The following is a 25,160-nucleotide window of genomic DNA, read 5'->3' on the forward strand; positions in this document are numbered from 1 at the left end:
TCGCCACTGCGATAGGGGCGGTTTGCGTTTATGGGGACTGGTTTTTGTTTACAGCACTGTGAGGGCTGGTTGTCGGACTTGGCATGAGTCGCTCGAGGAAATGGCGTACTCTTCGTGCAATGATACCCCGATGACAGGGCAGGCAATGGACGAGTTAATGGTAATAGGCGCCGTATTGGTACTGTTTGTACTGAGTGGCGCGCTCATGGGCTGGCTCAGCATGCTGAGAGTCAGGGGGTTGGAGCGCCGTCTCCGTCAGGTGGAGGGAAAGCTCTCACGCTCGACACACTCTGTTATGCACAGCAGGGGCGCATTACCAGGTGTGGATAAGTCAGGGCGCTCTCAGTCAGCAGAGTCAGCTCCATCACCATTAGCCTCGCCGGTATCTGGGTTATCCACGACAGTATCGAATGAGAGTGATCGCACCTTAGGTAATGACAGGGCTTCCCCGCAGGAAGCTGCTGGTGGAAGAATTGATTCACCTCGTCCTGCTGCAGAAAATTCTCCCTTCAATGCTCTGCTGAAGCGTTTGTTGTATGGGGCTTCCGGAGCTGCTGTCCGTGCTGAGCAGAATCCAGATAATACTGAAGGTTACAAGTCAGATCGAGGTGGCGCGTATAGCTACACTGCTCGACTCATCACATTAGTGCGCGAGCACTGGATGATATTGATAGGTGCACTATCGCTAGTGATGGCTGGCGTATTGTTGGTGGGCTATTCCCTTGACCAGGGTCTGCTGGGACCTGGAGTGCGGCTGGTGCTTGGTCTGGGCTTCGGGGTGATCATGACAGTACTCGCCGAATGGCTCCGGCTCCGAACGAATCAGTCATCCAGTCTGACAGGGGCTATCAGCGCTGCCGGTAGCTTGGTCATGGCTGCCAGCTTGCTTGCCGGTCACTATCTTTTGGCGTTGATCTCGTTGCCGATGACCTTCTTTGTGCTTGCCACGCTCAGCCTTTGGACGATGGAGCGAGCCCGCCATCATGGTCCGTGGTTAGCAGCTCTTGGCATGCTGGGAGGTTATGCGTTGCCGCTAGCCTTGCCTGTTCAGGCAATGTTGGGGAATTCAGGAAATTTGTTGTTGCTTGGTCATGTTGGTGTGATTGCCCTGGCATGCCGACTCCTCTATCAGCAGGTCGCGGTAAGCTGGCTGTATTGGGGAGGATTGATGGGTGCGGTGGCATGGTGGTTCATGTTGAACCCAGCAGATCTGGGGGTGTTTGAAACACGCATGTTGGGCAGCGTGTGGCTGGGTGTGCTGGCACTCGCATATCTGCATTCGTGGAAAAGCACGTTATCTCTCCAAGCGGAGCAGCAGGAAGAAGTGATGACCTGTGAGGAAGCTTGGTGCCCATGGCAGGTCAGTACAGCGCTACGCCGCCAATGGCTCGCCGGTGCCCTGCTTGGTGTTACCACTGCCTTGAGCCTATGGATTCAGTCCATTGGGGCAAGCAGCTTGGCGGGTGATGTGCCGGGTATCGTCATCAATGACATGAGCTGGGGCATGATCGGAGTGCTTCCGATGCTGGTTATTGCCGGGGTATCTCGCCGACACGCGGTGTTGTGGTCCATGCTCTTGATCAATGTTGTGCTCTGGTTGCTGGTCTGGGCTCTTGCGCTGTCGCCGACGAGCGGTATCGAAGCCATCGGCTGGCCGCTACTGATAACCCTGACGCTACTGATCCTGGCGCGGCTGAAGCTGGCGAGCGCCACTAGTGCAGTACACCTTCGCTTAATGGGGGCCTGCTGGTGGGCACTGGCTACACTAACGCCACTGTTGGCATGGGCGCTGGCGACTTGGCAGGGAGCAACCCCCGGAAGTACTGAGCAAGCAGGGCATGAAATACTGCTCAATGGAGCACTGCCGCCGCTGATCTGGGGGCTTATCTGCTGGGTAGGCGCTAATCGCTTTCATGCCAAGGAGGGGGTGCAGCTTGCCGCAGGGCTTTGGCTGCCGGCCCAGTTTGGTATTTTCCTGTCACTGGTGACCGGACTGGAAGGCCCGTCACTAACACTGGCGTTGGCATTGCAGCTGCTTGGATTGACAGCCTGTGAGTGGCGCTGGTGGCGGAGCCAGCAGAGTGAGGTGAATGCAGGGCGTTCATTGTTCGCCGAGTTGTCGAGGTTACTGGCCTGGGGGCTGGTGCTGCGTTTGATGTATGAGGTCGCTACGGATGGCTATGTTGGTGTCGCGCACTGGCCCCTGCAGATCTTCCTGCCGGTATTGCTGTGCGTCACCCTTGGCAGTTACGGCATGCGTCATCGCCCGCGTATCCAGCGCTGGCTGGAAGGAGTCGTCGTCCAGCTCATGCTTGCCACGGCGGTATTGGAGATTCGTTACCTGCTGACGGAGGGGCATCCTTTCAGTGGTGAGTTGTCGCTACCGGAGCTTTCCTTGCAGGTACTAGCGCTCGCAGGTGTGGCGGCAGGCTATACATGGCGTGCTCGTGGCGTGGGTGCCAGTGCCCGTCTGTATCGTGCGCTTGCACTTGGTGTCGGTGGTTTGGTGGTGCTCATATGGCTGGGCGGTGTCGTCATGATGTTCAATCCGTTGTGGCATGACGGTGACGTTGGCCGCTGGCCGCTGCTGAATTGGTTGCTGCCTGCTTATGGGCTGCCGGCAGTATCGGCGGCACTCGTATGGCGTCTTATACCGCAAGAGGTTCGTTCACGACGTTTGTGCGAAGGGATGGGCCTGCTCTCCGCTAGCTTGTGGCTTGGCTTGAATTTACGCCACTACTGGCACGGAGGAGAGCTTGGGCTATGGTACGGCGTCGTACAGGCAGAGCTTTATGCCTATAGCTTGACGTTGTTGTGTGTCGCCGCGGCGCTTGTAATGAGTGGTGCCAGGTTGCAGCAGCTACATTGGCAGCGGGTAGGGCAAGGTGTACTGATTCTAGCTGTCATCAAGGTAGGGATATGGGATACCGCGACCCTTGAAGGGTTATGGCGGGCAGGGTCGTGGCTTGGTCTGGGTACGGCATTGATGCTGTTAGCGGGCCTGTTCAAGCGTCTCGCAGGAGCGGGGGGGAGTGGTAAAGGCAAGAATTCATGAATTGTCAGGCAACTTTGGTCGTTGTTCTTGGCTTGCAAGCCTCTGAATCCGATAGAATGTGGCCTTTTACACAGGGACACGCCTCGCATGACTATCCGTGATCTCATTCGCCTACTTGGAGATGGTGGTTACCACTCTGGAGAGGCCCTGGGCGAAGAGCTCGGGGTGTCGCGTACGGCGGTCTGGAAACAGCTGAAAAAGCTGGAAGCACTTGATATCCCGCTCGAAGCCGTCAAGGGGCTCGGTTATCGTCTCGCGCACCCTATTGAGCTGCTGGATGGACAGTCCATTATCGAAGCGCTGCCGCGAGAAACGCGTAAACGTCTGACGCGTCTGTTCGTCGAGGAGTCGGTAGAGTCCACCAATACCTTCCTGCGTGAGCGGTTTCGTCAGGGAGCGGGCCACGCTGAAGTCTGTCTTGCGGAAGTTCAGTCTGCTGGGCGAGGCCGTCGCGGGCGCGAGTGGCAGACCCCTTGGGGGCGCAGTTTGGTCTTTTCGCTGGGTTGGCGTTTTGAATCGGGCGCCTCCTCTCTGGAAGGGTTGAGCTTGGCCATCGGTGTGGTAGTCGCTGAAATGCTGGAGAGCGACGGTTTGCCGGCGCGCTTAAAGTGGCCAAATGATGTTCTTTTGCAGATTCAGAAGGATCAGCCCAAGATTGCCGGCATTCTGGTCGAAGTGACGGGCGATGTCTCCGGGCCTTGTGATGTTGTGATCGGTATCGGGTTGAACATCGAGTTGCCGGCGAGTCATCGCGAGGATATCGGGCAATCGGTCACGGCGGTACGTGACATCATCCCGGGGGCTTCACGCAACGCTTATGCGGCTCGCCTGATGGAGTCGCTGCTGGCCCTGTTGCCTGAGTTCGAAGCTGAAGGGTTTTCTGCCTGGCAGCAGCGCTGGAATGAGCGCAATGCGTTCAAGGGGCGCGATGTGGTGATTCTGCGAGGCGACAAGCGGGAGGAAGCCATCGCTGAAGGTGTGGATATCAACGGAAATCTCGAGGTGCGCATGAATGGCGAAACCATCACACTCGCCGGTGGCGAGATCAGTCTGCGCGCTGTCTCATGATTCTGGATCTTGATATCGGCAACACCTTGTCCAAGTGGCGTCTCAAGGACACTGTCTCCAGCGAGATCCGCTCACGCGGCGCAGTATGGACCCGTGAAGAGTGGCGTCCAGGGGAGGATATTCCCGATCTGGACGTCGTCACGGCAGTGCGCATTTCCAGCGTGGCGCGCAAGCAAGTGTTGGACGAGACAGTGACCTTGTTGCGTAATCAAGTGGGGGCAGTGCATGTTGCTCGTTCTACGCGTGAAGCACTCGGAGTTACCTGCGGCTACGAAGAGCCTCAACGTCTTGGAGTTGATCGTTGGCTTGGGGCGCTGGCTGGGCACCATCTGACGGGAGGCTGTTGCAGTGTCGACTGTGGAAGTGCCATCACAGTGGACTTCGTCCTGCCGGGTGGGCGTCACCTTGGTGGCTACATCATCCCAGGACTGCGCCTGATGAAAGAAAGTCTCAAGCTGGGAACGCGCAATGTCGCCATCGACCCTGATAGCGAGGTCGACAGCTTATTGGCGCCCGGCCGCAACACCGTCGAAGCTGTCAATCATGGCATCTATATGGCTGCGGTCAGTGCGGTTAATCGGTTGTATGCTGAAGTTTGCGACCGTGAGGGCGTAGCCTTGCCGCTACTGTTGACAGGAGGCGATGCGCGAGTGGTTGCGCGCGGCCTGCGTGTCCCGCACGCTTTATGGCCGGATATGGTCTATGCAGGGCTCGAGGCGCTATACCCATTGACGCTGCCGAGCGTGCGGGCCGCCTTTCCGGTGCGCCAGAATTGCCACGCGTAGCAGACTTGGAAAAAATTCGCTCGGGACTTGCACTGACCCAAATGCTTTGACATACTACGCCCCGTTCTGAGGCGATACATTCCCTCAAGCGCTTGAAGTGAAAGAAAATCAAGCACTTGACAGCGTATTGCAAGCGACGTAAGATTTGTCGCCAGAGATGGTGGGGTTCCCGAGTGGCCAAAGGGAGCAGACTGTAAATCTGCCGCGAAAGCTTCGAAGGTTCGAATCCTTCCCCCACCACCAGATTCGCTTATGATGCTTCGTGCATCAGGGCAGCAAGAGTTGGAAAGCGGGCATAGTTTAATGGTAGAACCTCAGCCTTCCAAGCTGATGACGCGGGTTCGATTCCCGCTGCCCGCTCCAGTTCATCTCGCAGTGCGAGAGTGATGCAAGGTTTTGCTCGTGTAGCTCAGGGGTAGAGCACACCCTTGGTAAGGGTGAGGTCGGCGGTTCAAATCCGCCCACGAGCTCCATACAATGAAGAAGGCGAGTCGCTGGTTGGCTCGTCTTTTTTGTTTCCGACGACCTCCCAGGTCGCGGTCAAAGATAAGGCTTGTCAGTTTGGGTTGTCTCAGCTATGATGGCGCCCGCTGTTAAATCAGCCTTGTTTTTAGTCTCTGGAACACGCAAGTGTTACAGGCCAGTAGCTCAATTGGCAGAGCAGCGGTCTCCAAAACCGCAGGTTGGGGGTTCGATTCCCTCCTGGCCTGCCATCCTTCCCCAGGATGGTATCGACTTCTTACCGATTCTCGATTCTAGCGATCGCTGCACCCTTGAGGAGTCTCTTTTGATGAAACAGAACGCCGAGGTGCAGGAAGCGCGCCACGACGGATTCAAGTGGTCGGTCGTCGTCATTCTTCTTGTGCTGGCTGTCGCCGGCAACGCCTATTTTGCTGACCAAGCGCTGCTTTATCGCGTGCTTGGCGTCGTCGTGCTTGGCGTTGCAGCGACCGCTTTGGCTATCACGACCAACAAGGGCCGTGATGTTGTTGAGCTGGCAAGTAGTGCGCGCCGTGAGATCCAGCGCGTCGTTTGGCCGACCCGACAGGAAACTGTCCAGACAACTGCCATCGTGCTGGGTGCCGTGCTTATCGTGGGCCTGTTGCTATGGCTCATCGATACCACCCTCGGCTGGCTGATGTCCGGCATCGTCAGTTAACGGAGTTTCCATGTCCAAGCGTTGGTATGTCATACACGCCTATTCCGGTTTCGAAAAGCAGGTGCTGCGTTCGCTTACTGAGCGAGTGAAGCTTTATGCCATGGAAGATCATTTCGGTGAGATCCTGGTACCTGTAGAAGAAATCGTCGAAATGCGTGACGGCAAGCGCCGCAAGAGCGAGCGCAAGTTCTACCCGGGCTATGTGCTGATCGAAATGGAAATGAATGATCAGTCCTGGCACATGGTGAACGAAACCCCGCGCGTCATGGGTTTCATCGGTGGCACTCCGGAAAAGCCGGCAGCGATCACCCAGAAAGAAGCGGATGCCATGCTGCAGCGTGTGCAGGATGGTACCGATAAGCCGCGGCCGAAGACGCTCTTCGAGCCGGGCGAGACTGTTCGTGTCACCGATGGTCCGTTCGCGGACTTCAACGGCGTCGTCGAAGAGGTGAATTACGAGAAGAGCCGTCTGCAGGTCAGTGTGCTGATCTTTGGGCGTGCTACGCCGGTGGAGCTCGAGTTTTCTCAGGTAGAGAAAGATTAATCTTCGGATTATGACATCTTGCTGAGTATGAGCATCGCGGCAACATGACGGGTCGCCTGAGGCGGCCCGGTTTTACGGGGAGCCGCAAGGCGCTACCACCCATACTGGAGTCTTATCATGGCTAAGAAAGTTAATGCTTACATCAAACTGCAGGTTGCAGCCGGTAAAGCAAATCCGAGTCCGCCCGTAGGTCCTGCCCTCGGTCAGCACGGTGTCAACATCATGGAGTTCTGTAAAGCGTTCAATGCCGCTACCCAGAACATCGAAGTCGGTCTTCCGACTCCTGTGGTCATCACTGTGTATTCTGATCGCAGCTTCACTTTCGTCACCAAGACGCCGCCTGCGGCCGTCCTGTTGCTGAAAGCAGCTGGCATCAAGTCTGGTTCTGGCGAGCCGAACAAGAAGAAGGTCGGTACTGTGACCCGCGCTCAGCTGGAAGAGATTGCGGCCACCAAAGAGCCGGACCTGACAGCTTCCAATCTGGATGCTGCTGTTCGTACTATCGCTGGTACTGCCCGTAGTATGGGCCTGAACGTGGAGGGTCTTTGATCATGGCTAAAATTTCAAAGCGCACCCAGGCAATCAACGAGAAAGTTGAAGCTGGCAAGGTCTACAGCGTTGAAGAAGCTGTCGCTCTGCTGTCCGAGCTATCTACCGTCAAGTTCAAAGAGACCATCGAAGTCGCTTTGAATCTGGGTGTTGATCCGCGTAAATCTGATCAGGTTGTTCGCGGTGCTACCGTTATGCCCAACGGCACTGGTAACGATGTGCGCGTCGCGGTCTTCACTCAAGGCGCTAACGCTGAAGCAGCGAAGGCAGCTGGTGCAGATATCGTCGGCATGGATGACCTCGCCGAGCAGGTCAAGAAAGGCGTGATGGACTTTGACGTCGTCATCGCTTCTCCGGATGCCATGCGCGTCGTCGGTCAGCTGGGTCAGATTCTTGGTCCGCGCGGTCTGATGCCGAACCCGAAAGTTGGTACTGTGACGCCGGACGTTGCAACTGCCGTCAAGAATGCCAAAGCAGGTCAGGTTCGCTTCCGTACCGATAAAAACGGCATCATTCATGCTGGTATCGGCAAGACTGACTTCAGTGCTGACTCTATTCAGGGTAACATTGATGCATTGGTCGCCGAAGTCAAGAAGCTCAAGCCGAGCACTTCCAAGGGTATCTACCTGAAGAAGATTTCCCTGTCCAGCACTATGGGCCCGGGTCTGACCGTCGATCACGCCAAGTACGCGTAAGGCAGTCACAGAATGTTTCACTTTGCGGTCCCCGTGCTCAGCCGCGGGGCGCCGTCAAAGACCGCAGGCGCTGGTCTCGTTACTTCGGTATCTAGGCTGGCTTAATCGTGATGTGATGCTTGCATTACTCGTAGCCTGCGCAGATGGTGTCCCAGCCTTGCTGGTGGCAACCATCATCCAAGACTCTCCCGCGCACCACAGGTGAGAGAGATGGTAAACCACTAGGGAATTCGTTCCCTGGCACGAAATGGAGTCAACACCGTGGCTTTAGGTCTCGAAGACAAGAAGGCAATTGTTGCTGAGGTCACCGAAACCGCCAAGGGTGCTCTCTCCGTAGTCGCTGCCGACTCTCGTGGTGTTACTGTTGGCGCAATGACCGAATTGCGTAAACAGTGCCGCGAAGCGGGCGTCCAGCTACGTGTTGTTCGCAACACGCTAGCTCGTCGTGCGCTGTCCGGTACCTCTTATGAGGTGCTGAATGAGTCCTTCGTCGGCCCGACCCTGCTTGCATTCTCCATGAAACACCCGGGCGCTGGCGCTCGTTTGTTCAAGGAATTTGCCAAGAAGGTCGAGGCATTCGAAGTCAAGGCATTAGCCTACGAAGGCGAGTTCATCCCGGCGGCGAACATTGACCGTCTGGCATCTCTGCCGACTCGCGATGAAGCACTGTCCAAGCTGCTGTCTGTCATGAAGGAAGCTTCTGCAGGCAAGCTGGTCCGTACTATCGCAGCACTGCGCGATCAGAAGCAGGAAGCCGAAGCCGCTGCGTAAGCTGCGCTTCTCCCTCCTCGCTGTCTCGTGCAGCCTGAATCGATTTCCGTTTGACTGAGCATCTTTGCTCCGCAAAGTTTAGGATTGCTAAAATGGCACTGACCAAAGAAGACATCATCAACGCCGTCGCTGACATGACCGTCATGGAAGTGGCTGAGCTGATCGAAGCAATGGAAGAGAAATTCGGCGTTTCTGCCGCTGCCGCTGTCGCTGCTGGCCCGGCTGCTGCTGAAGTTGTTGAAGAGCAGACTGAATTCGACCTCATTCTGACCGCTGCTGGTGACAAGAAAGTTAACGTCATCAAGGCTGTTCGTGAGCTGACCGGTCTGGGTCTGAAAGAAGCCAAGGCAACTGTCGACGGCGCTCCGGCTACTGTGAAAGAAGCCTGAGCAAAGACGAAGCTGAAGCTGCTAAGACGAAATTGGAAGAAGCTGGCGCGACCGTGGAACTCAAGTAACACGTGTTCCAAGCTGCGCACGCTGCGTAAGCTTCCAGGCTGGTGGCGGACTCCGCCGCCAGCCTTTTTCTGTTGCAAGATGAATTATGACGGCGAGCCAGCCCGCAAGGGAGGCTTGCCGTCCGCGCCTGATGGACATCGCCGCGCCATCAGGATGAGCCGACCACGCATCGGTCACCCAAGGTGAACAAGCTGGGGAATACAGATGGCTTACTCATACACTGAGAAAAAACGCATCCGCAAGGATTTTGGCAAACTGCCCCAAGTGATGGATGTGCCTTACCTGCTGGCCATCCAGCTTGATTCCTACCACGACTTTCTCCAGCAGGACAGGGCGCCAGAACAGCGCCTGGAAGTCGGCCTTCACGCTGCCTTCAAGTCCGTGTTCCCGATTGCCAGCTTCTCTGGCAACGCAGCGCTCGAGTATGTCAGCTACCGTTTCGGTACGCCGGCGTTCGACGTCAAGGAATGTCAGCTGCGCGGAGTAACCTACTCTGCACCGCTGCGCGTGAAAGTGCGCCTGATGATCTATGACAAAGAATCGTCAAACAAGGCGATCAAGGACATCAAGGAGCAGGAAGTCTACATGGGGGAAATCCCCCTGATGACAGAGAACGGTACCTTCGTTATCAATGGTACTGAACGTGTCATCGTGTCTCAGCTTCACCGCTCGCCGGGTGTGTTCTTCGACCATGACAAGGGCAAGAGCCACTCCTCCGGCAAGCTGCTGTATTCGGCACGTGTGATTCCTTACCGCGGTTCCTGGTTGGACTTCGAGTTTGATCCGAAGGACAACGTCTACGTCCGTATTGACCGTCGTCGTAAGCTGCCGGCCTCCGTGTTGTTGCGTGCCATGGGCATGACCAGCGAAGAGATCCTCGGTGCCTTCTTCGATACTACGATGTACAACATCGAGCGCAGCGGTTTCTCCGTTGAGCTGGTGCCGTCGCGTCTACGTGGCGAGACTGCAGCCTTCGATATCAAGGATACCGATGGCAGTGTAATCGTGGAGGAAGGTCGTCGTATCACCCAGAAGCACATCCGTCAGATAGAAGCGTCCGGCCTCAAGCAACTCGAAGTGCCGATGGACTATCTGTATGGCAAGGTGTTGGCCAAGGATCAGATTGATTCGGCCACGGGTGAGTTGGTATGCGAAAGCAATAGCGAGATTACCCCGGAATTGTTGGAGAAAATGGCTCAGGCCAAGATCACCCAGTTCGAGGTTATCTACACCAATGATCTGGATTGCGGACCGTTTGTTTCCGACACGCTGAAGCTGGATGGTACGCGTAATCAGCTTGAAGCTCTGGTCGAGATTTACCGCATGATGCGTCCGGGCGAGCCGCCCACCAAGGACGCTGCAGAGTCACTGTTCCAGAACCTGTTCTTCAACGAAGACCGCTACGACTTGTCGGGCGTTGGTCGTATGAAGTTCAACCGTCGCCTGCGTCGTGAAACCGACACTGGTAGCGGTGTGCTGGGTCAGGATGACATTCTGACGGTCATGCAGGAATTGATCAGCATCCGTAACGGTAATGGCGATGTCGATGACATTGATCACCTGGGCAACCGTCGTATTCGCTCTGTAGGCGAAATGGCGGAAAACCAGTTCCGTGTCGGTCTGGTGCGCGTCGAGCGTGCGGTCAAGGAGCGTCTCTCCATGGCCGAGAGCGAAGGCCTGATGCCACAGGATCTCATCAACGCCAAGCCGGTTGCGGCAGCGGTGAAGGAATTCTTCGGTTCCAGCCAGCTCTCCCAGTTCATGGATCAGAACAACCCGCTGTCCGAAGTGACGCACAAGCGTCGTGTCTCGGCACTTGGCCCGGGTGGTTTGACCCGTGAGCGTGCCGGCTTCGAAGTGCGTGACGTTCACGCTACTCACTACGGCCGCCTGTGCCCGATCGAGACACCTGAAGGCCCGAACATCGGTCTGATCAACTCGCTGGCGACCTACTCCAAGACCAACAGTTATGGCTTCCTTGAGACGCCGTACCGCAAGGTCGTGGATTGTCAGGTCACCGACGATGTTGTCGATCTGTCCGCGATCGAGGAGGGCGATTTCATCATCGCTCAGGCCTCGGCGACTGTCGACGAGAATAATCGTCTGGTAGATGCCCTCGTTCAGGTGCGTCACCGTGGTGAGACCACCTTCATGGCGCCCGAAAAGGTGACCATGATGGATGTATCGCCGCGTCAGGTTGTTTCTGTCGCAGCTGCGCTGATCCCGTTCCTCGAGCACGATGATGCTAACCGTGCCCTGATGGGTGCGAACATGCAGCGTCAGGCCGTTCCGACACTGCGTGCTGATAAGCCGCTCGTCGGTACTGGCATGGAGCGCTTCGTGGCGCGTGACTCCGGCGTCTGTGCCGTGGCACGTCGTGGCGGCCTCATCGACTCTGTCGATGCCAAGCGCATCGTGGTACGTGTGCGGGAAGAAGAAATCATCGGCGGTGAAGCTGGCGTTGATATCTACAATCTGACCAAATACGTACGTTCTAACCAGAACACCTGTCAGAACCAGCGTCCGATCGTTCGTCCGGGTGATGAAGTCGCCATTGGCGACATCCTGGCCGACGGTCCGTCCGTCGACATGGGCGATCTGGCGCTCGGTCAGAACATGCGTCTGGCGTTCATGCCCTGGAACGGCTTCAACTTCGAGGATTCCATCCTGTTCTCGGAGCGTGTGGTGCAGGAAGATCGCTTCACCACGATCCACATCCAGGAACTGACCTGTGTCGCACGTGACACCAAGCTCGGGCCGGAAGAAATCACTTCCGATATTCCGAATGTCGGCGAATCTGCACTCTCCAAGCTGGATGAGTCTGGTGTTGTCTACATCGGTGCCGAGCTGAACCCGGGCGACATCCTGGTCGGCAAGGTCACGCCGAAGGGTGAGACCCAGCTGACGCCGGAAGAGAAGCTTCTACGTGCCATCTTTGGTGAGAAGGCGTCTGATGTTAAAGACACCTCTCTGCGTGCTCCTACCGGCATGAAGGCCACCGTCATTGACGTTCAGGTCTTCACCCGTGATGGCGTCGAGAAAGATGCGCGTGCACTGTCTATTGAGCAGATGCAGCTCGCTGAGGTCCGCAAGGATCTGCAGGAAACCTACCGCATTGCGGAAGAGGCGACCTTCGAGCGTATGCAGCGCAACTTGATGGGCCAGGCCGTCAACGGTGGTCCGAAGCTCAAGAAGGGCGACGTGCTGACTGATGACTATCTTGAGTCACTGCCGCGTCAAGAGTGGTTCAAACTGCGTCTGCAGGATGAAGCACTCAACGAGCTGCTGGCTCAGTCCGATGAGCAGCTTGAGATTCGTCGTCGCGAGATGGATGAGCGCTTTGAAGACAAGAAGCGCAAGCTCACTCAGGGTGATGACCTGGCACCAGGCGTACTCAAGATCGTCAAGGTATACGTTGCCGTGAAGCGTCGTATCCAGCCGGGCGATAAAATGGCTGGCCGTCACGGTAACAAGGGTGTCATCTCCGCCATCATGCCGGTAGAAGACATGCCGTTTGATGATTCTGGCGAGTCGGTTGATGTGGTTCTGAACCCGCTGGGTGTACCGTCGCGCATGAACGTCGGTCAGATCCTCGAGACTCACCTCGGCATGGCCGCGCGTGGTCTTGGTGTGAAGATCGAGCACATGCTGCGCGAGGAGCGTGCCGAGCAGGTCAAGCAGATCCGCGAGTTCCTCGACAAGGTGTACAACACTGTCGGTGGCCGTCAGGAAGACCTGTCTGTGCTCAGCGATGATGAAATCATCTCCATGGCCCATAATCTGAAGAAGGGTGTGCCGATGGCAACGCCGGTCTTCGATGGTGCCAAGGAGCATGAGATCAAGCAGCTGCTCACGCTGGCTGGCATCCCCGATTCCGGTCAGATGGACCTCTACGATGGCCGCACCGGCGAGAAGTTCGATCGCAAGGTGACCGTCGGTTACATGTACATGCTCAAGCTCAACCACCTGGTGGATGACAAGATGCATGCGCGTTCTACCGGCTCCTACTCCCTCGTCACACAGCAACCGCTGGGTGGTAAGGCGCAGTTTGGTGGTCAGCGCTTCGGTGAGATGGAGGTCTGGGCCCTCGAGGCGTATGGCGCTGCCTACACCCTCCAGGAGATGCTCACGGTCAAGTCCGATGATGTGGAAGGCCGTACCAAGATGTACAAGAGCATCGTAGATGGCGATCACACTATGCAAGCGGGCATGCCCGAATCCTTCAACGTGCTGGTGAAGGAAATCCGCTCGCTGGGTATCGACATGGAGCTGGAAGGCTGACGCCGAAAAGCCACAAGTTTGACGGTCCGCAAAGCCTGGTGTCAGCAGCCAGGCTTTGCCCATGACAACTCCGCAGCGGAGCGACCCATGAAAGATTTGGTGAAAGTTCTCAAATCACAGGCGCAGTCCGAAGAATTCGACGCTATCAAGATTACGCTAGCGTCACCGGACATGATTCGCTCGTGGTCTTTTGGTGAAGTGAAAAAGCCTGAAACCATCAATTACCGGACATTCAAGCCGGAACGTGATGGTCTTTTCTGTGCCAAGATCTTTGGTCCGGTAAAGGACTATGAGTGCCTGTGTGGCAAGTACAAGCGGATGAAGCATCGTGGCATCATCTGTGAAAAGTGTGGCGTAGAAGTGACCAAGGCGGCTGTTCGTCGTGAGCGTATGGCTCACATCGAACTGGCGAGCCCGGTCGCGCATATCTGGTTCCTGAAATCACTGCCGTCTCGTATCGGCATGCTGCTCGACATGACATTGCGTGATATCGAGCGCGTACTGTATTTCGAAAGCTTCGTGGTCATCGATCCGGGCATGACGACTCTTGAAAAGGGTCATCTGCTCAACGATGAGCAGTACTTCGAAGCGCTGGAAGAATTTGGTGATGACTTCGATGCCCGCATGGGCGCCGAAGCTATCAAGGCGCTGCTTGAAGACATCGAGCTGGAAGAAGAGGTCGAGCGTCTGCGTGAAGAGATCCCGCAGACCAACTCCGAGACCAAGATCAAGAAGCTTTCCAAGCGCCTCAAGCTGCTGGAAGCCTTTTACTATTCCGGCAACAAGCCGGGTTGGATGATCATGGAAGTGTTGCCAGTGCTGCCGCCGGACTTGCGTCCGTTGGTACCGCTGGACGGCGGCCGTTTCGCGACCTCGGATCTGAACGATCTGTATCGTCGTGTGATCAACCGTAACAACCGTCTCAAGCGTCTGCTTGATCTCAATGCGCCGGATATCATCGTGCGCAACGAGAAGCGTATGCTGCAGGAATCCGTGGATGCACTGCTCGACAACGGTCGTCGCGGTCGTGCCATCACCGGTTCCAACAAGCGTCCGCTGAAGTCGCTGGCCGACATGATCAAGGGTAAGCAGGGTCGTTTCCGTCAGAACCTGTTGGGTAAGCGCGTCGACTACTCTGGTCGTTCTGTTATTACCGTGGGCCCGACACTTCGTCTGCACCAGTGTGGTCTGCCGAAGAAGATGGCACTTGAACTGTTCAAGCCGTTCATCTACGCCAAGCTGCAAGCGTCTGGTCATGCCAGCACCATCAAGGCTGCCAAGAAGATGGTCGAGCGCGAAGCCCCGGAAGTCTGGGATTTCCTCGCCGATGTCATCCGTGAGCACCCGGTGTTGTTGAACCGTGCCCCGACTTTGCACCGTTTGGGTATCCAGGCGTTCGAGCCGTTGCTGATCGAAGGCAAGGCCATCCAGCTTCACCCGCTAGTCTGCGCTGCGTACAACGCTGACTTTGATGGTGACCAGATGGCTGTTCACGTGCCGCTGACGCTGGAAGCCCAGCTGGAATCGCGCGCGCTGATGATGTCGACCAACAACGTGCTGTCGCCGGCCAACGGCGAGCCGATCATCGTGCCGTCTCAGGACGTCGTGCTGGGTCTGTACTACATGACCCGCGAGAAGATCGGTGCCAAAGGTGAAGGCATGGCCTTCGCGAATCTGGGTGAAGTGGAGCGTGCCTTTGGCACCCATAACGCTCACCTGCACGCGATGGTCAAGGTACGTCTGACCGAAACGCTCAAGGATGAAGAGTCCGGTGAGCTGTACGAGAAGGTCTCCCTGCATGACACTACCGTCGGTCGGGCGCTGCTGTTCCGCATCCTGCCGAAGGGTATGCCGTTCGAGCTGATCAACCAGGTGATGAAGAAGAAGGCCATCTCCGGATTGATCAACGAGGCATATCGTCGCGTGGGTCTGAAGGACACCGTCATCTTTGCTGATCAGCTGATGTACACCGGTTTCCGTCTTGCAACGTGGTCTGGCGCCTCTATCGGTGTCAACGATTTCGTTATTCCGGACGCGAAGAAGGTCATCATCGACGCAGCCGAAGATGAAGTGAAAGAAATCGAGAACCAGTTCTCCTCCGGTCTTGTGACCGCGGGTGAGAAATATAACAAGGTCATCGATATCTGGGCGCGTGCCAACGACCGCGTTGCCAAAGAGATGATGGCGGGTATTTCGAAAGAGACCGTCATCAACTGGAAGGGCGAAGTTGTCTACGGTGAAGATGGTAAGCCGTTGGAGCAGGACTCCTTCAACAGCGTCTTCATCATGGCTGACTCCGGTGCGCGTGGTTCTGCTGCTCAGATCCGTCAGCTGGCCGGTATGCGTGGCTTGATGGCTAAGCCGGATGGCTCGATCATCGAGACGCCGATCACCGCTAACTTCCGTGAAGGTTTGAACGTACTCCAGTACTTCATCTCGACTCACGGTGCCCGTAAGGGTCTGGCGGATACGGCTCTGAAGACCGCCAACTCTGGTTACCTGACGCGTCGTCTGGTCGATGTTGCCCAGGATCTGGTCATCACCGAAGTCGATTGCGGCACCCAGGAAGGCTTGATTCTGCACCCGGTCATCGAAGGTGGCGACATCATCGTCCCGCTGTCTCAGCGTGTGCTGGGTCGTGTCGTGGCGCAGGACGTGATTGATCCGACCTCTGACGATGTGTTGATCGCTCGCGGTACGTTGCTGGATGAAGCTTGGTGTGCACAGCTCGATACCATGGGTGTCGACGAGATCATCGTGCGTACTACCATCGGCTGTGAAACTGTGCACGGTGTCTGTTCGTCCTGTTATGGACGTGATCTGGCACGTGGCCATCAGGTCAATGTCGGTGAAGCCATCGGCGTCATCGCGGCACAGTCCATTGGTGAGCCGGGTACCCAGCTGACTATGCGTACCTTCCACATCGGTGGTGCCGCATCGCGGGCCTCTGCCGTGGATAGTGTTCAGGTCAAGCATGGCGGCAAGGTGCGTCTGCATAACATCAAGTCGGTCGAGCGTGCTGATGGCAAGTTGATTGTCGTTTCGCGTTCCAGCGCCTTGGCTGTGGCAGATGATCACGGTCGTGAGCGTGAGTTCTATAAGCTTCCGTATGGTGCTGAACTGTCCATACGTGATGGCGACCCGGTTGCATCCGGTCAGTCTGTTGCTAAGTGGGATCCGCACACCCACCCGATTGTCGCGGAAGTCGCGGGTCAGGTGCAGTTCACTGATATGGAGGATGGTCAGACCATCAACCGCACCACCGATGAGATGACAGGCTTGTCCTTCATCGAGATCATCGAAAGCGCCTCACGCCCGTCCGCGGCTCGTGATAAGCGTCCGATGATCATGCTGGTGGATGACAGTGGTCAGCACGTGACTCTGCCGGGCTCCAATACGCCGGTCCAGTACCTGCTGCCGGGCAATGCTGTTGTTTCCGCCGAGAATGGAGCGACTGTCGGCGTCGGTGACGTTATCGCACGTATTCCGATGGAAGCGACTAGTAACAAGGACATCACCGGTGGCCTGCCGCGCGTTGCCGACCTGTTCGAAGCACGTCGTCCGAAGGAACCGGCTATTCTTGCCGAAATCTCCGGTACTGTGACCTTCGGCAAGGAAACCAAAGGCAAGCGTCGTCTGACCATCACCCCGACTGAAGGTGATCCGTTCGAGTTGTTGATCCCGAAATGGCGCCAAATCAGCGTCTTTGAAGGGAGACGGTCGAGAAGGGTGAAGTTATCTCCGATGGCCCGAGTAATGCGCACGATATTCTGCGCCTGCTCGGTGTTGCGGAAATGACCAAGTACATCACTACTGAGGTCCAGGAGGTTTATCGCCTTCAGGGCGTTGGCATCAATGATAAGCACATTGAAGTTATCGTGCGTCAGATGCTGCGTAAGGTAGAGATTACTGACTCTGGTGATTCCACCTTCATCACCGGCGACCAGGTGGAATACGCCCGTGTCGTTGAACAAAATTTGCGTCTCGAGGCTGATGGCAAGTTCTTGGCCAAGTTCGACCGCATCCTGCTCGGTATCACCAAGGCGAGCCTGGCAACCGAATCGTTCATCTCCGCGGCATCCTTCCAGGAAACCACGCGAGTTCTGACCGAAGCGGCTGTTACCGGCAAGCGCGATTATCTCCGTGGTCTGAAGGAGAACGTCGTGGTCGGTCGCCTGATTCCGGCGGGTACTGGCCTGGCTTATCATGATGAGCGTCGCCGCCGTCGTGATGGCCTGCCGCTCGCACCGGCCCCGTCGGCACAGGACGTTGAGCAGGAGCTGGGTGCCCAGCTCACCGCACTCGACGCGGACGACGACGACCTCTGAGGTCTTGCAACCCCGTCGTCTCTGGCGGCGGGGTTGACGCCCTTGTGGCCCAAGCCCTAGAATATGCAGCCTTTAACAGTAGGACAGGTGAATTCTGTCTTGCTGTTGGAAGGCAGTACAACCCATTGGAGCAAGCAAATGGCAACCGTTAACCAGCTCGTGCGCAAGCCGCGCAAGCGTCAGGTCACGAAAAGTGACGTCCCTGCGCTGCAGGCATGTCCGCAAAAGCGTGGCGTGTGTACTCGCGTATACACTACTACCCCGAAGAAGCCGAACTCCGCACTCCGTAAGGTTTGCCGTGTTCGTCTGACCAATGGTTTCGAAGTCACTTCGTACATCGGCGGTGAAGGTCACAACCTTCAAGAGCACTCTGTTGTTCTGATCCGTGGCGGTCGTGTGAAGGATTTGCCGGGTGTCCGTTACCACACAGTTCGTGGTGCACTGGATACCTCTGGCGTCCAAGGTCGTAAGCAGGGTCGTTCCAAGTACGGCGCCAAGCGCCCGAAAGTCTAAATCAAAGTTTAATATCGGTCTGATAAGAGTAAGGTCGGGCGTTGCGTATATCGCGAAGCATCCCGGGTTTACCTGAAGGACCCTTCTACTGAGGGCTTATCATGCCTAGAAGACGTGTAGCAGCTAAGCGCGAAATCCTCCCGGATCCTAAGTTCGGAAGCGAGCGCCTGGCCAAGTTCATGAACCACCTGATGTTCAGCGGCAAGAAGTCTGTTGCAGAGCGCATTGTTTACGGTGCCCTCGATCGCGTTGCCGAACGCTCCAATGAAGATCCGCTGGATCTCTTCGACAAGGCGCTGGAAGCCATCCAGCCGATGGTTGAGGTGAAGTCCCGTCGTGTCGGTGGTGCAACTTATCAGGTGCCCGTGGAAGTTCGCCCGTCCCGCCGTCACGCGCTTGCCATGCGCTGGCTGGTGGACGCTGCGCGTAAGCGCGGCGAAAAGACCATGGTGCAGCGTCTCTCTGGTGAGATCCTGGATGCCGCTGAAGGCAAGGGTTCTGCTGTGAAGAAGCGTGAAGACGTGCATCGCATGGCGGAAGCCAACAAGGCCTTCTCCCACTACCGCTTCTAAACAACGGGGATACTCACCGTGGCACGCAAGACTCCACTTAAGCGTTACCGCAATATCGGTATCGTGGCTCACGTTGACGCCGGTAAGACGACTACTACCGAGCGTGTCTTGTTCTACACTGGCCTGTCTCACAAGGTCGGCGAAGTCCACGATGGCGCAGCACCATGGACTGGATGGAGCAGGAACAGGAACGTGGCATCACGATCACCTCCGCGGCGACCACCTGCTTCTGGCAGGGCATGAACAAGCAGTTCGACGAGCACCGTATCAATATCATCGATACTCCGGGGCACGTTGACTTCACGGTCGAAGTCGAGCGTTCACTGCGTGTTCTCGATGGCGCGGTTGTTGTGCTGTGTGCTTCTTCCGGTGTCCAGCCTCAGACAGAAACTGTCTGGCGCCAGGCTAACCGTTACGAAGTGCCGCGTCTGATCTTCGTCAACAAGATGGACCGTGCTGGCGCAGACTTCTTCATGGTTGTTGACCAGGTGCGCAAGCGTCTGGGTGCTAACGCTGTGCCGATCCAGATCAACTGGGGCGCAGAAGAAGAGTTCAAAGGCGTCATCGACCTTCTCAAGATGAAGGCGATCGTCTGGGACGAAGCTAACCACGGCATGAACCACGAGCTGATCGACATTCCGGCTGAGCTGCAAGAAACAGCTGCCGAATGGCGTGAGCATATGCTCGAGGCTGCTGCTGAGGCGTCTGAAGAGCTGATGGACAAGTACCTTGAAGAAGGCGAACTGTCCGAGGAAGAAGTCAAAGCTGCGCTGCGTCAGCGTACTCTGGCCAATGAAATCTGCCTCGTGACCTGTGGTTCTGCTTTCAAGAACAAGGGTGTTCAAGCAGTTCTGGATGCGGTCATCGAATACATGCCGTCTCCGCTTGAAGTCAAGGCCATCGAAGGTGAGCTTGACGATAAAGACGGCACCATCGAGACGCGTGAAGCAGACGACAGCGCGCCGTTCGCGGCCCTGGCGTTCAAGATTGCCACCGATCCGTTCGTGGGTACTCTGACCTTCATTCGCATCTATTCTGGCGTGCTGAAGTCTGGCGACGGTGTCTTCAACTCCGTTAAGAGCAAGAAGGAGCGTGTTGGTCGTATCGTCCAGATGCACGCTAACTCTCGCGAGGAGATCAAGGAAGTGTACGCTGGCGATATCGCGGCGTGCATCGGTCTGAAGGACGTGACCACTGGGGATACCCTATGTGATCCGGACAACAAGATCATCCTTGAGCGCATGGAATTCCCGGAGCCGGTGATTTCCGTTGCTGTTGAGCCGAAGTCCAAGGCTGACCAGGAAAAGATGGGTGTTGCACTGGGTAAGTTGGCCCAGGAAGATCCGTCATTCCGCGTCGAAACTGACGAAGAGTCAGGTCAGACGATTATCTCCGGTATGGGTGAGCTTCACTTGGACATCCTCGTCGACCGTATGCGTCGCGAGTTCAATGTCGAAGCGAACATCGGCAAGCCGCAGGTGGCTTACCGTGAAACCATCCGTAGCAAGGTCGAGCAAGAAGGTAAGTTTGTTCGTCAGTCAGGTGGCCGTGGGCAGTTTGGTCATGTCTGGCTTCGCATTGAGCCTCTGACTGCAGAGGACAAGGGCGATGACGAAGAGATGACCTTCAAGTTCGTGTCCGAGGTCGTCGGTGGTGCGGTTCCGAAGGAATACGTACCTGCCGTCGAGAAGGGCGCCGCTGAGCAGCTCAAGAATGGTGTCATCGCCGGCTATCCGATGATTGACGTCAAGGTAACGCTGTTCGATGGTTCCTACCACGACGTCGACTCTAACGAGACTGCGTTCAAGGTTGCCTCTTCCATGGCAATCAAGGCTGGTGCCCCGAAAGCCGGTGCCGTGCTGCTTGAGCCGCTCATGAAAGTCGAAGTCGTCACACCTGAAGATTTCATGGGTGACGTCATGGGCGATCTGAACCGTCGTCGTGGTCTCGTTCAGGGCATGGATGACTCTTCCACTGGTAAGATCATCAATGCACTGGTGCCTCTGGGTGAGATGTTCGGTTATGCGACCGATCTGCGCTCACAGACCCAGGGCCGCGCAAGCTACTCTATGGAGTTTGCGAAATACGACGAAGCGCCGAACAGCATCGTCGAAGCCGTCATCAATCAGAAGTAACCGATTAGCTAACGAAAGAGGTTATAGCAGTGGCTAAGGAAAAATTTGAGCGTTCGAAGCCGCACGTCAACGTCGGCACCATTGGTCACGTCGATCACGGCAAGACCACTCTGACTGCGGCTCTGACTCGCGTCTCTGCAGAGGTCTTCGGTGGTGACGCGCGTGCGTTTGACTCCATCGATAATGCCCCGGAAGAGCGTGAGCGTGGTATCACCATCTCCACAGCTCACGTTGAGTATCAGTCTGAAGTGCGTCACTACGCGCACGTCGACTGCCCGGGTCACGCTGACTACGTCAAGAACATGATCACCGGTGCTGCGCAGATGGATGGCGCTATCCTGGTCTGTTCTGCCGCAGATGGCCCGATGCCGCAGACTCGTGAGCACATCCTGCTGTCCCGTCAGGTCGGCGTTCCGTACATCGTTGTCTTCCTGAACAAGGCAGACATGGTCGATGACGAAGAGCTGCTCGAACTGGTCGAAATGGAAGTTCGTGAACTTCTGAGCCAGTACGACTTCCCGGGTGACGACACTCCGATCATCATCGGCTCTGCCCTGATGGCTCTGGAAGGCAAGGATGACAACGGCATGGGTACTACCGCCGTCGCCAACCTGATCAAGGCTCTGGATGACTACATCCCGGAGCCGGAGCGTGCTATTGATCAGCCGTTCCTGATGCCGATCGAAGACGTCTTCTCTATCTCTGGCCGCGGTACTGTTGTTACTGGCCGTATCGAGCGTGGTCTGGTCAAGACTGGCGAAGAGATCGAGATCATCGGCGTGCGTGACACTACCAAGACTACCGTTACCGGTGTCGAGATGTTCCGCAAGCTGCTGGACGAAGGTCGTGCTGGCGAAAACGTTGGCGCCCTGTTGCGTGGCACCAAGCGTGATGACGTCGAGCGTGGTCAGGTTCTGGCCAAGCCGGGCTCCATCAAGCCGCACACCAAGTTTGAAGCCGAAGTCTACATCCTGTCCAAGGAAGAAGGCGGACGTCACACTCCGTTCTTCAAAGGCTATCGTCCGCAGTTCTACTTCCGTACCACCGATATTACTGGTACTTGTGAACTGCCGGAAGGCGTCGAGATGGTCATGCCGGGCGACAACGTCCAGATGGTCGTATCTCTGATCGCTCCGATTGCGATGGAAGATGGTCTGCGTTTCGCTATCCGTGAAGGCGGTCGTACCGTCGGCGCTGGCGTCGTGGCCAAGATTGTCGAGTAAGGTTCTCCTTGCCTGACACAGAAGGGGGTCCTTGAAAGGGCCCCCTTTTCTCGCATGTTTGACACCTGATGTCAGTCTGCCTATAATGCGCATCCTTTGAATGCGTGGGTGACGGCCTACGCCGTCGACATCCATTGGAGTTTTGGGCAATGCAAAACCAGAAGATTCGCATCCGGTTGAAAGCATTCGACCACCGTCTGATCGATCAGTCCTCTGCAGAGATCGTTGAAACTGCAAAGCGTACTGGTGCTCAGGTTCGTGGCCCGATCCCGCTGCCGACCCGTCGCGAGCGTTACACCATCCTGGTCTCTCCGCACGTCAACAAAGACGCGCGTGACCAGTATGAGATTCGTACCCACAAGCGCGTTCTCGATATCGTCGAGCCGACAGAGAAGACTGTCGACGCGCTGATGAAGCTTGACCTGGCCGCCGGTGTAGACGTCCAGATCAAGGTTGACTGATACCTCACTAGTCACTGCGGCCCAGCGCTCCGAAACTGATTCCGGAGCAGCAGCCGCCACGCCGGGATGGCGTCATACAATGTGCTAGTGGAATGCTCTGGAAAGGGCAGCCATAGCGGGTGACAGCCCCGTACACTAAAGGAGACTGAACATGTCTATCGGTTTAGTCGGTAAGAAGGCCGGGATGACCCGTGTCTTCACCGAAGCTGGCGCATCTGTGCCGGTTACCGTGATTGAAGTTGAGCCTAACCGCATCGTAACCATCAAGTCTCTCGAGACTGACGGCTACAATGCCATTCAGGTGACAACTGGCTCTCGTAAAGCCAAGCACCTCACCAAGGCGACTGCTGGTCAGTACGCCAAGGCGGGTGTTGAGGCTGGCCGTACCCTAATGGAATTCCGTCTGAATGAAGGCGATGAAGCTCCTGCAGTGGGCGGCGAACTCACCGTATCCCTCTTTGAAGCTGGTCAAAAGATTGACGTGACCGGCACCTCCAAGGGTAAAGGTTTCCAGGGCGCAGTTAAGCGCTGGAACTTCCGCACCCAAGACGCTACCCACGGTAACTCACTGTCGCACCGCGCGCCGGGTTCCATCGGTAACTGTCAGACCCCGGGCCGCGTCTTCAAGGGTAAGAAGATGGCTGGCCAGATGGGCAACGTCCGTTCCACCGTCCAGAGCCTGGAAGTGGTTCGCGTCGACGCTGAACGCAATCTTCTGTTGGTCAAGGGTGCCGTTCCAGGTGCTCCGGGCGGCGAAGTGATCGTGCGTTCCGCTGTGAAAGCTCGCTGAGGGGAATTAACCGATGAATCTTAATCTTGCAGGTGCAGGCGGCGCAGTAGACGTCTCCGATGCCACCTTTGGTAAGGACTTCAACGAGGCTCTGGTTCACCAGGTCGTCACCGCCTATCTGGCTGGTGCACGTCAAGGTACAGTGGCTCAGAAGACCCGTTCTGACGTGTCCGGCGGTGGTAAGAAGCCGTGGCGTCAGAAAGGTACTGGTCGTGCACGTGCCGGTACCATCCGCTCTCCGCTGTGGCGTTCTGGCGGTGTTACCTTTGCGGCGCGTCCTCAGGACCACTCGCACAAGGTTAACCGCAAGATGTATCGCGCTGCCATGCGTTCCATCCTGTCTGAGCTGGTCCGTCAGGATCGCCTGGTCGCGGTCGATGCTATTAGCGTCGATGCTCCGAAGACCAAGCTGCTGATTGCCAAGCTCCAGGAACTGGGCCTTGAGAAAGCGTTGATCGTCACTGAAGAGCAGGACGTCAACCTGTATCTGGCTGCGCGCAACATCCCGTATGTTGACGTCGTCAATGTCGCTGGCGCTGACCCGGTCAGCCTCGTCGGTTACGACAAGGTGCTGATGACTGTCGCTGCCCTGCGTAAGTTCGAGGAGAACCTGGGATGAATCAGGAACGCGTATTCAAGGTCCTGCTTGGTCCTCATATGACCGAGAAGGCCGCGGTCGCCGCCGAGAACAACCAGTACGTGTTCAAGGTTGCCAGCGACGCGACAAAGCCCGAAATCAAGAAAGCCGTCGAAGCGCTGTTTGGTAAAAAGGTCAATAGTGTTCAGGTTCTGAACATGAAGGGCAAAACCAAGCGCACCGCTCGCGGTGTTGGTCGTCGCGCTGGTTATCGCAAGGCCTATGTAACTCTGGCCGCCGGCGAGACCATCGAAGACTTCTCTGGCGCCGAGTAAGGCAGGAGTATGGATCATGGCAATTGTTAAGACAAAACCTACCTCCGCCGGTCGCCGCCACCTGGTAAAAGTCGTCAATGACGAACTTTTCAAAGGTCGCGCGTACGCTCCGCTGCTTGAAAAGCAGTCAAAGTCCGGTGGTCGTAACAATAATGGTCGCATCACTACTCGCCACATCGGCGGTGGTCATCGTCACCATTACCGTTTGGTAGATTTCAAGCGCAACAAGGATGGCATCGCTGCCATCGTCGAGCGCTTGGAATACGATCCGAACCGCAGCGCGAACATTGCGCTGGTGAAGTACCTCGATGGCGAACGTCGCTATATCATTGCACCGAAAGGTGTCTCTGCTGGTGACCGTCTCGAGTCCGGTGTCAACGCACCGATCAAGAAAGGCAACGCTCTGCCGCTGCGCAATGTTCCGGTGGGTTCCACCGTTCACTGTGTAGAGCTCAAGCCGGGCAAAGGCGCTCAGATTGCACGTAGTGCAGGTACCAGTGCCCAGGTTGTGGCACGTGAAGGTAACTACACCACTCTGCGTCTGCGCTCTGGCGAAATGCGCAAAGTGCTGTCCGAATGCCGTGCAACTCTCGGCGAAGTGGGCAACTCTGAGCACAGCCTCCGTCAGCTGGGCAAGGCCGGTGCTAAGCGTTGGAGAGGCGTGCGCCCGACAGTTCGCGGTGTCGCGATGAACCCCGTCGACCACCCGCATGGTGGTGGTGAAGGTCGTACCTCTGGTGGCCGTCACCCGGTCAGCCCGTGGGGCGTCCCGACCAAGGGTCACAAGACTCGTAAGAACAAGCGCACCGATAAGCTTATCGTCCGTCGCCGTAAGGCCAAGTAACAGATATTGAGGGGTAA

16 protein-coding genes, 4 tRNA genes and 4 pseudogenes are annotated in these 25,160 nt (G+C 56.6%); all 24 read left to right on the top strand.

What is annotated here, in order from left to right; all coding sequences use genetic code 11:
• The first annotated feature begins 661 nt into the window (after positions 1-661).
• Positions 662-3,055: a DUF2339 domain-containing protein gene (locus BF12_RS0101005; RefSeq protein WP_024950639.1), complete on the top strand. Its 2,394-nt coding sequence runs from the start codon at positions 662-664 to the stop codon at positions 3,053-3,055.
• Positions 3,056-3,142: 87 nt separating this feature from the next.
• On the top strand, positions 3,143-4,123 hold the full coding sequence (locus BF12_RS0101010) for a biotin--[acetyl-CoA-carboxylase] ligase (protein WP_024950640.1): 981 nt from the start codon (positions 3,143-3,145) through the stop codon (positions 4,121-4,123).
• Positions 4,120-4,958, top strand: a pseudogene (locus BF12_RS18100) (type III pantothenate kinase). Before BF12_RS0101010 ends, BF12_RS18100 begins: the two are co-directional and overlap by 4 nt.
• A gap of 109 nt (positions 4,959-5,067) precedes the next feature.
• Positions 5,068-5,151, top strand: a tRNA-Tyr gene (locus BF12_RS0101020).
• Between the two features lie 46 nt (positions 5,152-5,197).
• Positions 5,198-5,271: transfer RNA gene (locus BF12_RS0101025), tRNA-Gly, on the top strand.
• 35 nt (positions 5,272-5,306) lie between these two features.
• Positions 5,307-5,381: transfer RNA gene (locus tag BF12_RS0101030), tRNA-Thr, on the top strand.
• A 164-nt stretch (positions 5,382-5,545) separates the two neighbouring features.
• A tRNA-Trp gene (locus BF12_RS0101035) sits at positions 5,546-5,621 on the top strand.
• Positions 5,622-5,698: 77 nt separating this feature from the next.
• A complete protein-coding gene (gene secE / locus BF12_RS0101040; protein WP_024950641.1) occupies positions 5,699-6,067 on the top strand; it encodes a preprotein translocase subunit SecE in 369 nt (122 codons plus the stop codon).
• A 10-nt stretch (positions 6,068-6,077) separates the two neighbouring features.
• Entirely contained in the window at positions 6,078-6,611 is a 534-nt protein-coding gene (gene nusG / locus BF12_RS0101045; protein WP_024950642.1) for a transcription termination/antitermination protein NusG, read from the top strand.
• Between the two features lie 117 nt (positions 6,612-6,728).
• Positions 6,729-7,160: a 50S ribosomal protein L11 gene (gene rplK, locus BF12_RS0101050; protein WP_024950643.1), complete on the top strand. Its 432-nt coding sequence runs from the start codon at positions 6,729-6,731 to the stop codon at positions 7,158-7,160.
• 2 nt (positions 7,161-7,162) lie between these two features.
• A complete protein-coding gene (gene rplA, locus BF12_RS0101055; protein ID WP_024950644.1) occupies positions 7,163-7,855 on the top strand; it encodes a 50S ribosomal protein L1 in 693 nt (230 codons plus the stop codon).
• A gap of 261 nt (positions 7,856-8,116) precedes the next feature.
• The gene (rplJ, locus tag BF12_RS0101060) at positions 8,117-8,626 is read left to right on the top strand and encodes a 50S ribosomal protein L10 (protein ID WP_024950645.1); all 510 of its coding nucleotides are present in this window, start codon (positions 8,117-8,119) and stop codon (positions 8,624-8,626) included.
• Positions 8,627-8,718: 92 nt separating this feature from the next.
• Positions 8,719-9,083: pseudogene (gene rplL / locus BF12_RS18105) on the top strand (50S ribosomal protein L7/L12).
• Positions 9,084-9,288: 205 nt separating this feature from the next.
• Entirely contained in the window at positions 9,289-13,365 is a 4,077-nt protein-coding gene (gene rpoB, locus BF12_RS0101070; protein WP_024950646.1) for a DNA-directed RNA polymerase subunit beta, read from the top strand.
• An 87-nt stretch (positions 13,366-13,452) separates the two neighbouring features.
• Positions 13,453-17,693, top strand: a pseudogene (gene rpoC / locus BF12_RS18110) (DNA-directed RNA polymerase subunit beta').
• A gap of 138 nt (positions 17,694-17,831) precedes the next feature.
• Complete coding sequence (rpsL, locus tag BF12_RS0101080) at positions 17,832-18,206, top strand: 30S ribosomal protein S12 (RefSeq protein ID WP_024950647.1); 375 nt, start codon at positions 17,832-17,834, stop codon at positions 18,204-18,206.
• A 101-nt stretch (positions 18,207-18,307) separates the two neighbouring features.
• Positions 18,308-18,778 (top strand): 30S ribosomal protein S7, encoded by a 471-nt coding sequence (rpsG, locus tag BF12_RS0101085; RefSeq protein WP_024950648.1) that lies wholly within the window; start codon positions 18,308-18,310, stop codon positions 18,776-18,778.
• 18 nt (positions 18,779-18,796) lie between these two features.
• A pseudogene (gene fusA, locus BF12_RS18115) lies at positions 18,797-20,913 on the top strand (elongation factor G).
• A 29-nt stretch (positions 20,914-20,942) separates the two neighbouring features.
• Entirely contained in the window at positions 20,943-22,136 is a 1,194-nt protein-coding gene (gene tuf / locus BF12_RS0101095; protein WP_024950649.1) for an elongation factor Tu, read from the top strand.
• 149 nt (positions 22,137-22,285) lie between these two features.
• Positions 22,286-22,597 carry a 30S ribosomal protein S10 gene (rpsJ, locus tag BF12_RS0101100; RefSeq protein ID WP_024950650.1) on the top strand — a complete coding sequence of 104 codons (312 nt, stop codon included), beginning with the start codon at positions 22,286-22,288 and terminating at the stop codon, positions 22,595-22,597.
• 151 nt (positions 22,598-22,748) lie between these two features.
• Positions 22,749-23,387 (top strand): 50S ribosomal protein L3, encoded by a 639-nt coding sequence (rplC, locus tag BF12_RS0101105; protein WP_024950651.1) that lies wholly within the window; start codon positions 22,749-22,751, stop codon positions 23,385-23,387.
• Between the two features lie 13 nt (positions 23,388-23,400).
• Positions 23,401-24,006 carry a 50S ribosomal protein L4 gene (gene rplD, locus BF12_RS0101110; protein WP_024950652.1) on the top strand — a complete coding sequence of 202 codons (606 nt, stop codon included), beginning with the start codon at positions 23,401-23,403 and terminating at the stop codon, positions 24,004-24,006.
• Positions 24,003-24,299 carry a 50S ribosomal protein L23 gene (gene rplW / locus BF12_RS0101115; protein WP_024950653.1) on the top strand — a complete coding sequence of 99 codons (297 nt, stop codon included), beginning with the start codon at positions 24,003-24,005 and terminating at the stop codon, positions 24,297-24,299. The genes rplD and rplW overlap by 4 nt, the downstream gene beginning before the upstream one ends.
• Before the next feature lie 16 nt (positions 24,300-24,315).
• Entirely contained in the window at positions 24,316-25,143 is an 828-nt protein-coding gene (gene rplB / locus BF12_RS0101120; protein WP_024950654.1) for a 50S ribosomal protein L2, read from the top strand.
• Positions 25,144-25,160: the final 17 nt, after the last annotated feature.

The organism is Cobetia crustatorum (genome assembly GCF_000591415.1).
Classification (GTDB): domain Bacteria; phylum Pseudomonadota; class Gammaproteobacteria; order Pseudomonadales; family Halomonadaceae; genus Cobetia; species Cobetia crustatorum.

Coding starts and splice junctions, on each gene's coding strand:
- BF12_RS0101005 (WP_024950639.1), top strand. CDS start 662: ATGATATTGATAGGTGCACTATCGCTAGTGATGGCTGGCGTATTGTTG.
- BF12_RS0101010 (WP_024950640.1), top strand. CDS start 3,143: ATGACTATCCGTGATCTCATTCGCCTACTTGGAGATGGTGGTTACCAC.
- secE (WP_024950641.1), top strand. CDS start 5,699: ATGAAACAGAACGCCGAGGTGCAGGAAGCGCGCCACGACGGATTCAAG.
- nusG (WP_024950642.1), top strand. CDS start 6,078: ATGTCCAAGCGTTGGTATGTCATACACGCCTATTCCGGTTTCGAAAAG.
- rplK (WP_024950643.1), top strand. CDS start 6,729: ATGGCTAAGAAAGTTAATGCTTACATCAAACTGCAGGTTGCAGCCGGT.
- rplA (WP_024950644.1), top strand. CDS start 7,163: ATGGCTAAAATTTCAAAGCGCACCCAGGCAATCAACGAGAAAGTTGAA.
- rpoB (WP_024950646.1), top strand. CDS start 9,289: ATGGCTTACTCATACACTGAGAAAAAACGCATCCGCAAGGATTTTGGC.
- rpsL (WP_024950647.1), top strand. CDS start 17,832: ATGGCAACCGTTAACCAGCTCGTGCGCAAGCCGCGCAAGCGTCAGGTC.
- rpsG (WP_024950648.1), top strand. CDS start 18,308: ATGCCTAGAAGACGTGTAGCAGCTAAGCGCGAAATCCTCCCGGATCCT.
- rpsJ (WP_024950650.1), top strand. CDS start 22,286: ATGCAAAACCAGAAGATTCGCATCCGGTTGAAAGCATTCGACCACCGT.
- rplC (WP_024950651.1), top strand. CDS start 22,749: ATGTCTATCGGTTTAGTCGGTAAGAAGGCCGGGATGACCCGTGTCTTC.
- rplD (WP_024950652.1), top strand. CDS start 23,401: ATGAATCTTAATCTTGCAGGTGCAGGCGGCGCAGTAGACGTCTCCGAT.
- rplW (WP_024950653.1), top strand. CDS start 24,003: ATGAATCAGGAACGCGTATTCAAGGTCCTGCTTGGTCCTCATATGACC.
- rplB (WP_024950654.1), top strand. CDS start 24,316: ATGGCAATTGTTAAGACAAAACCTACCTCCGCCGGTCGCCGCCACCTG.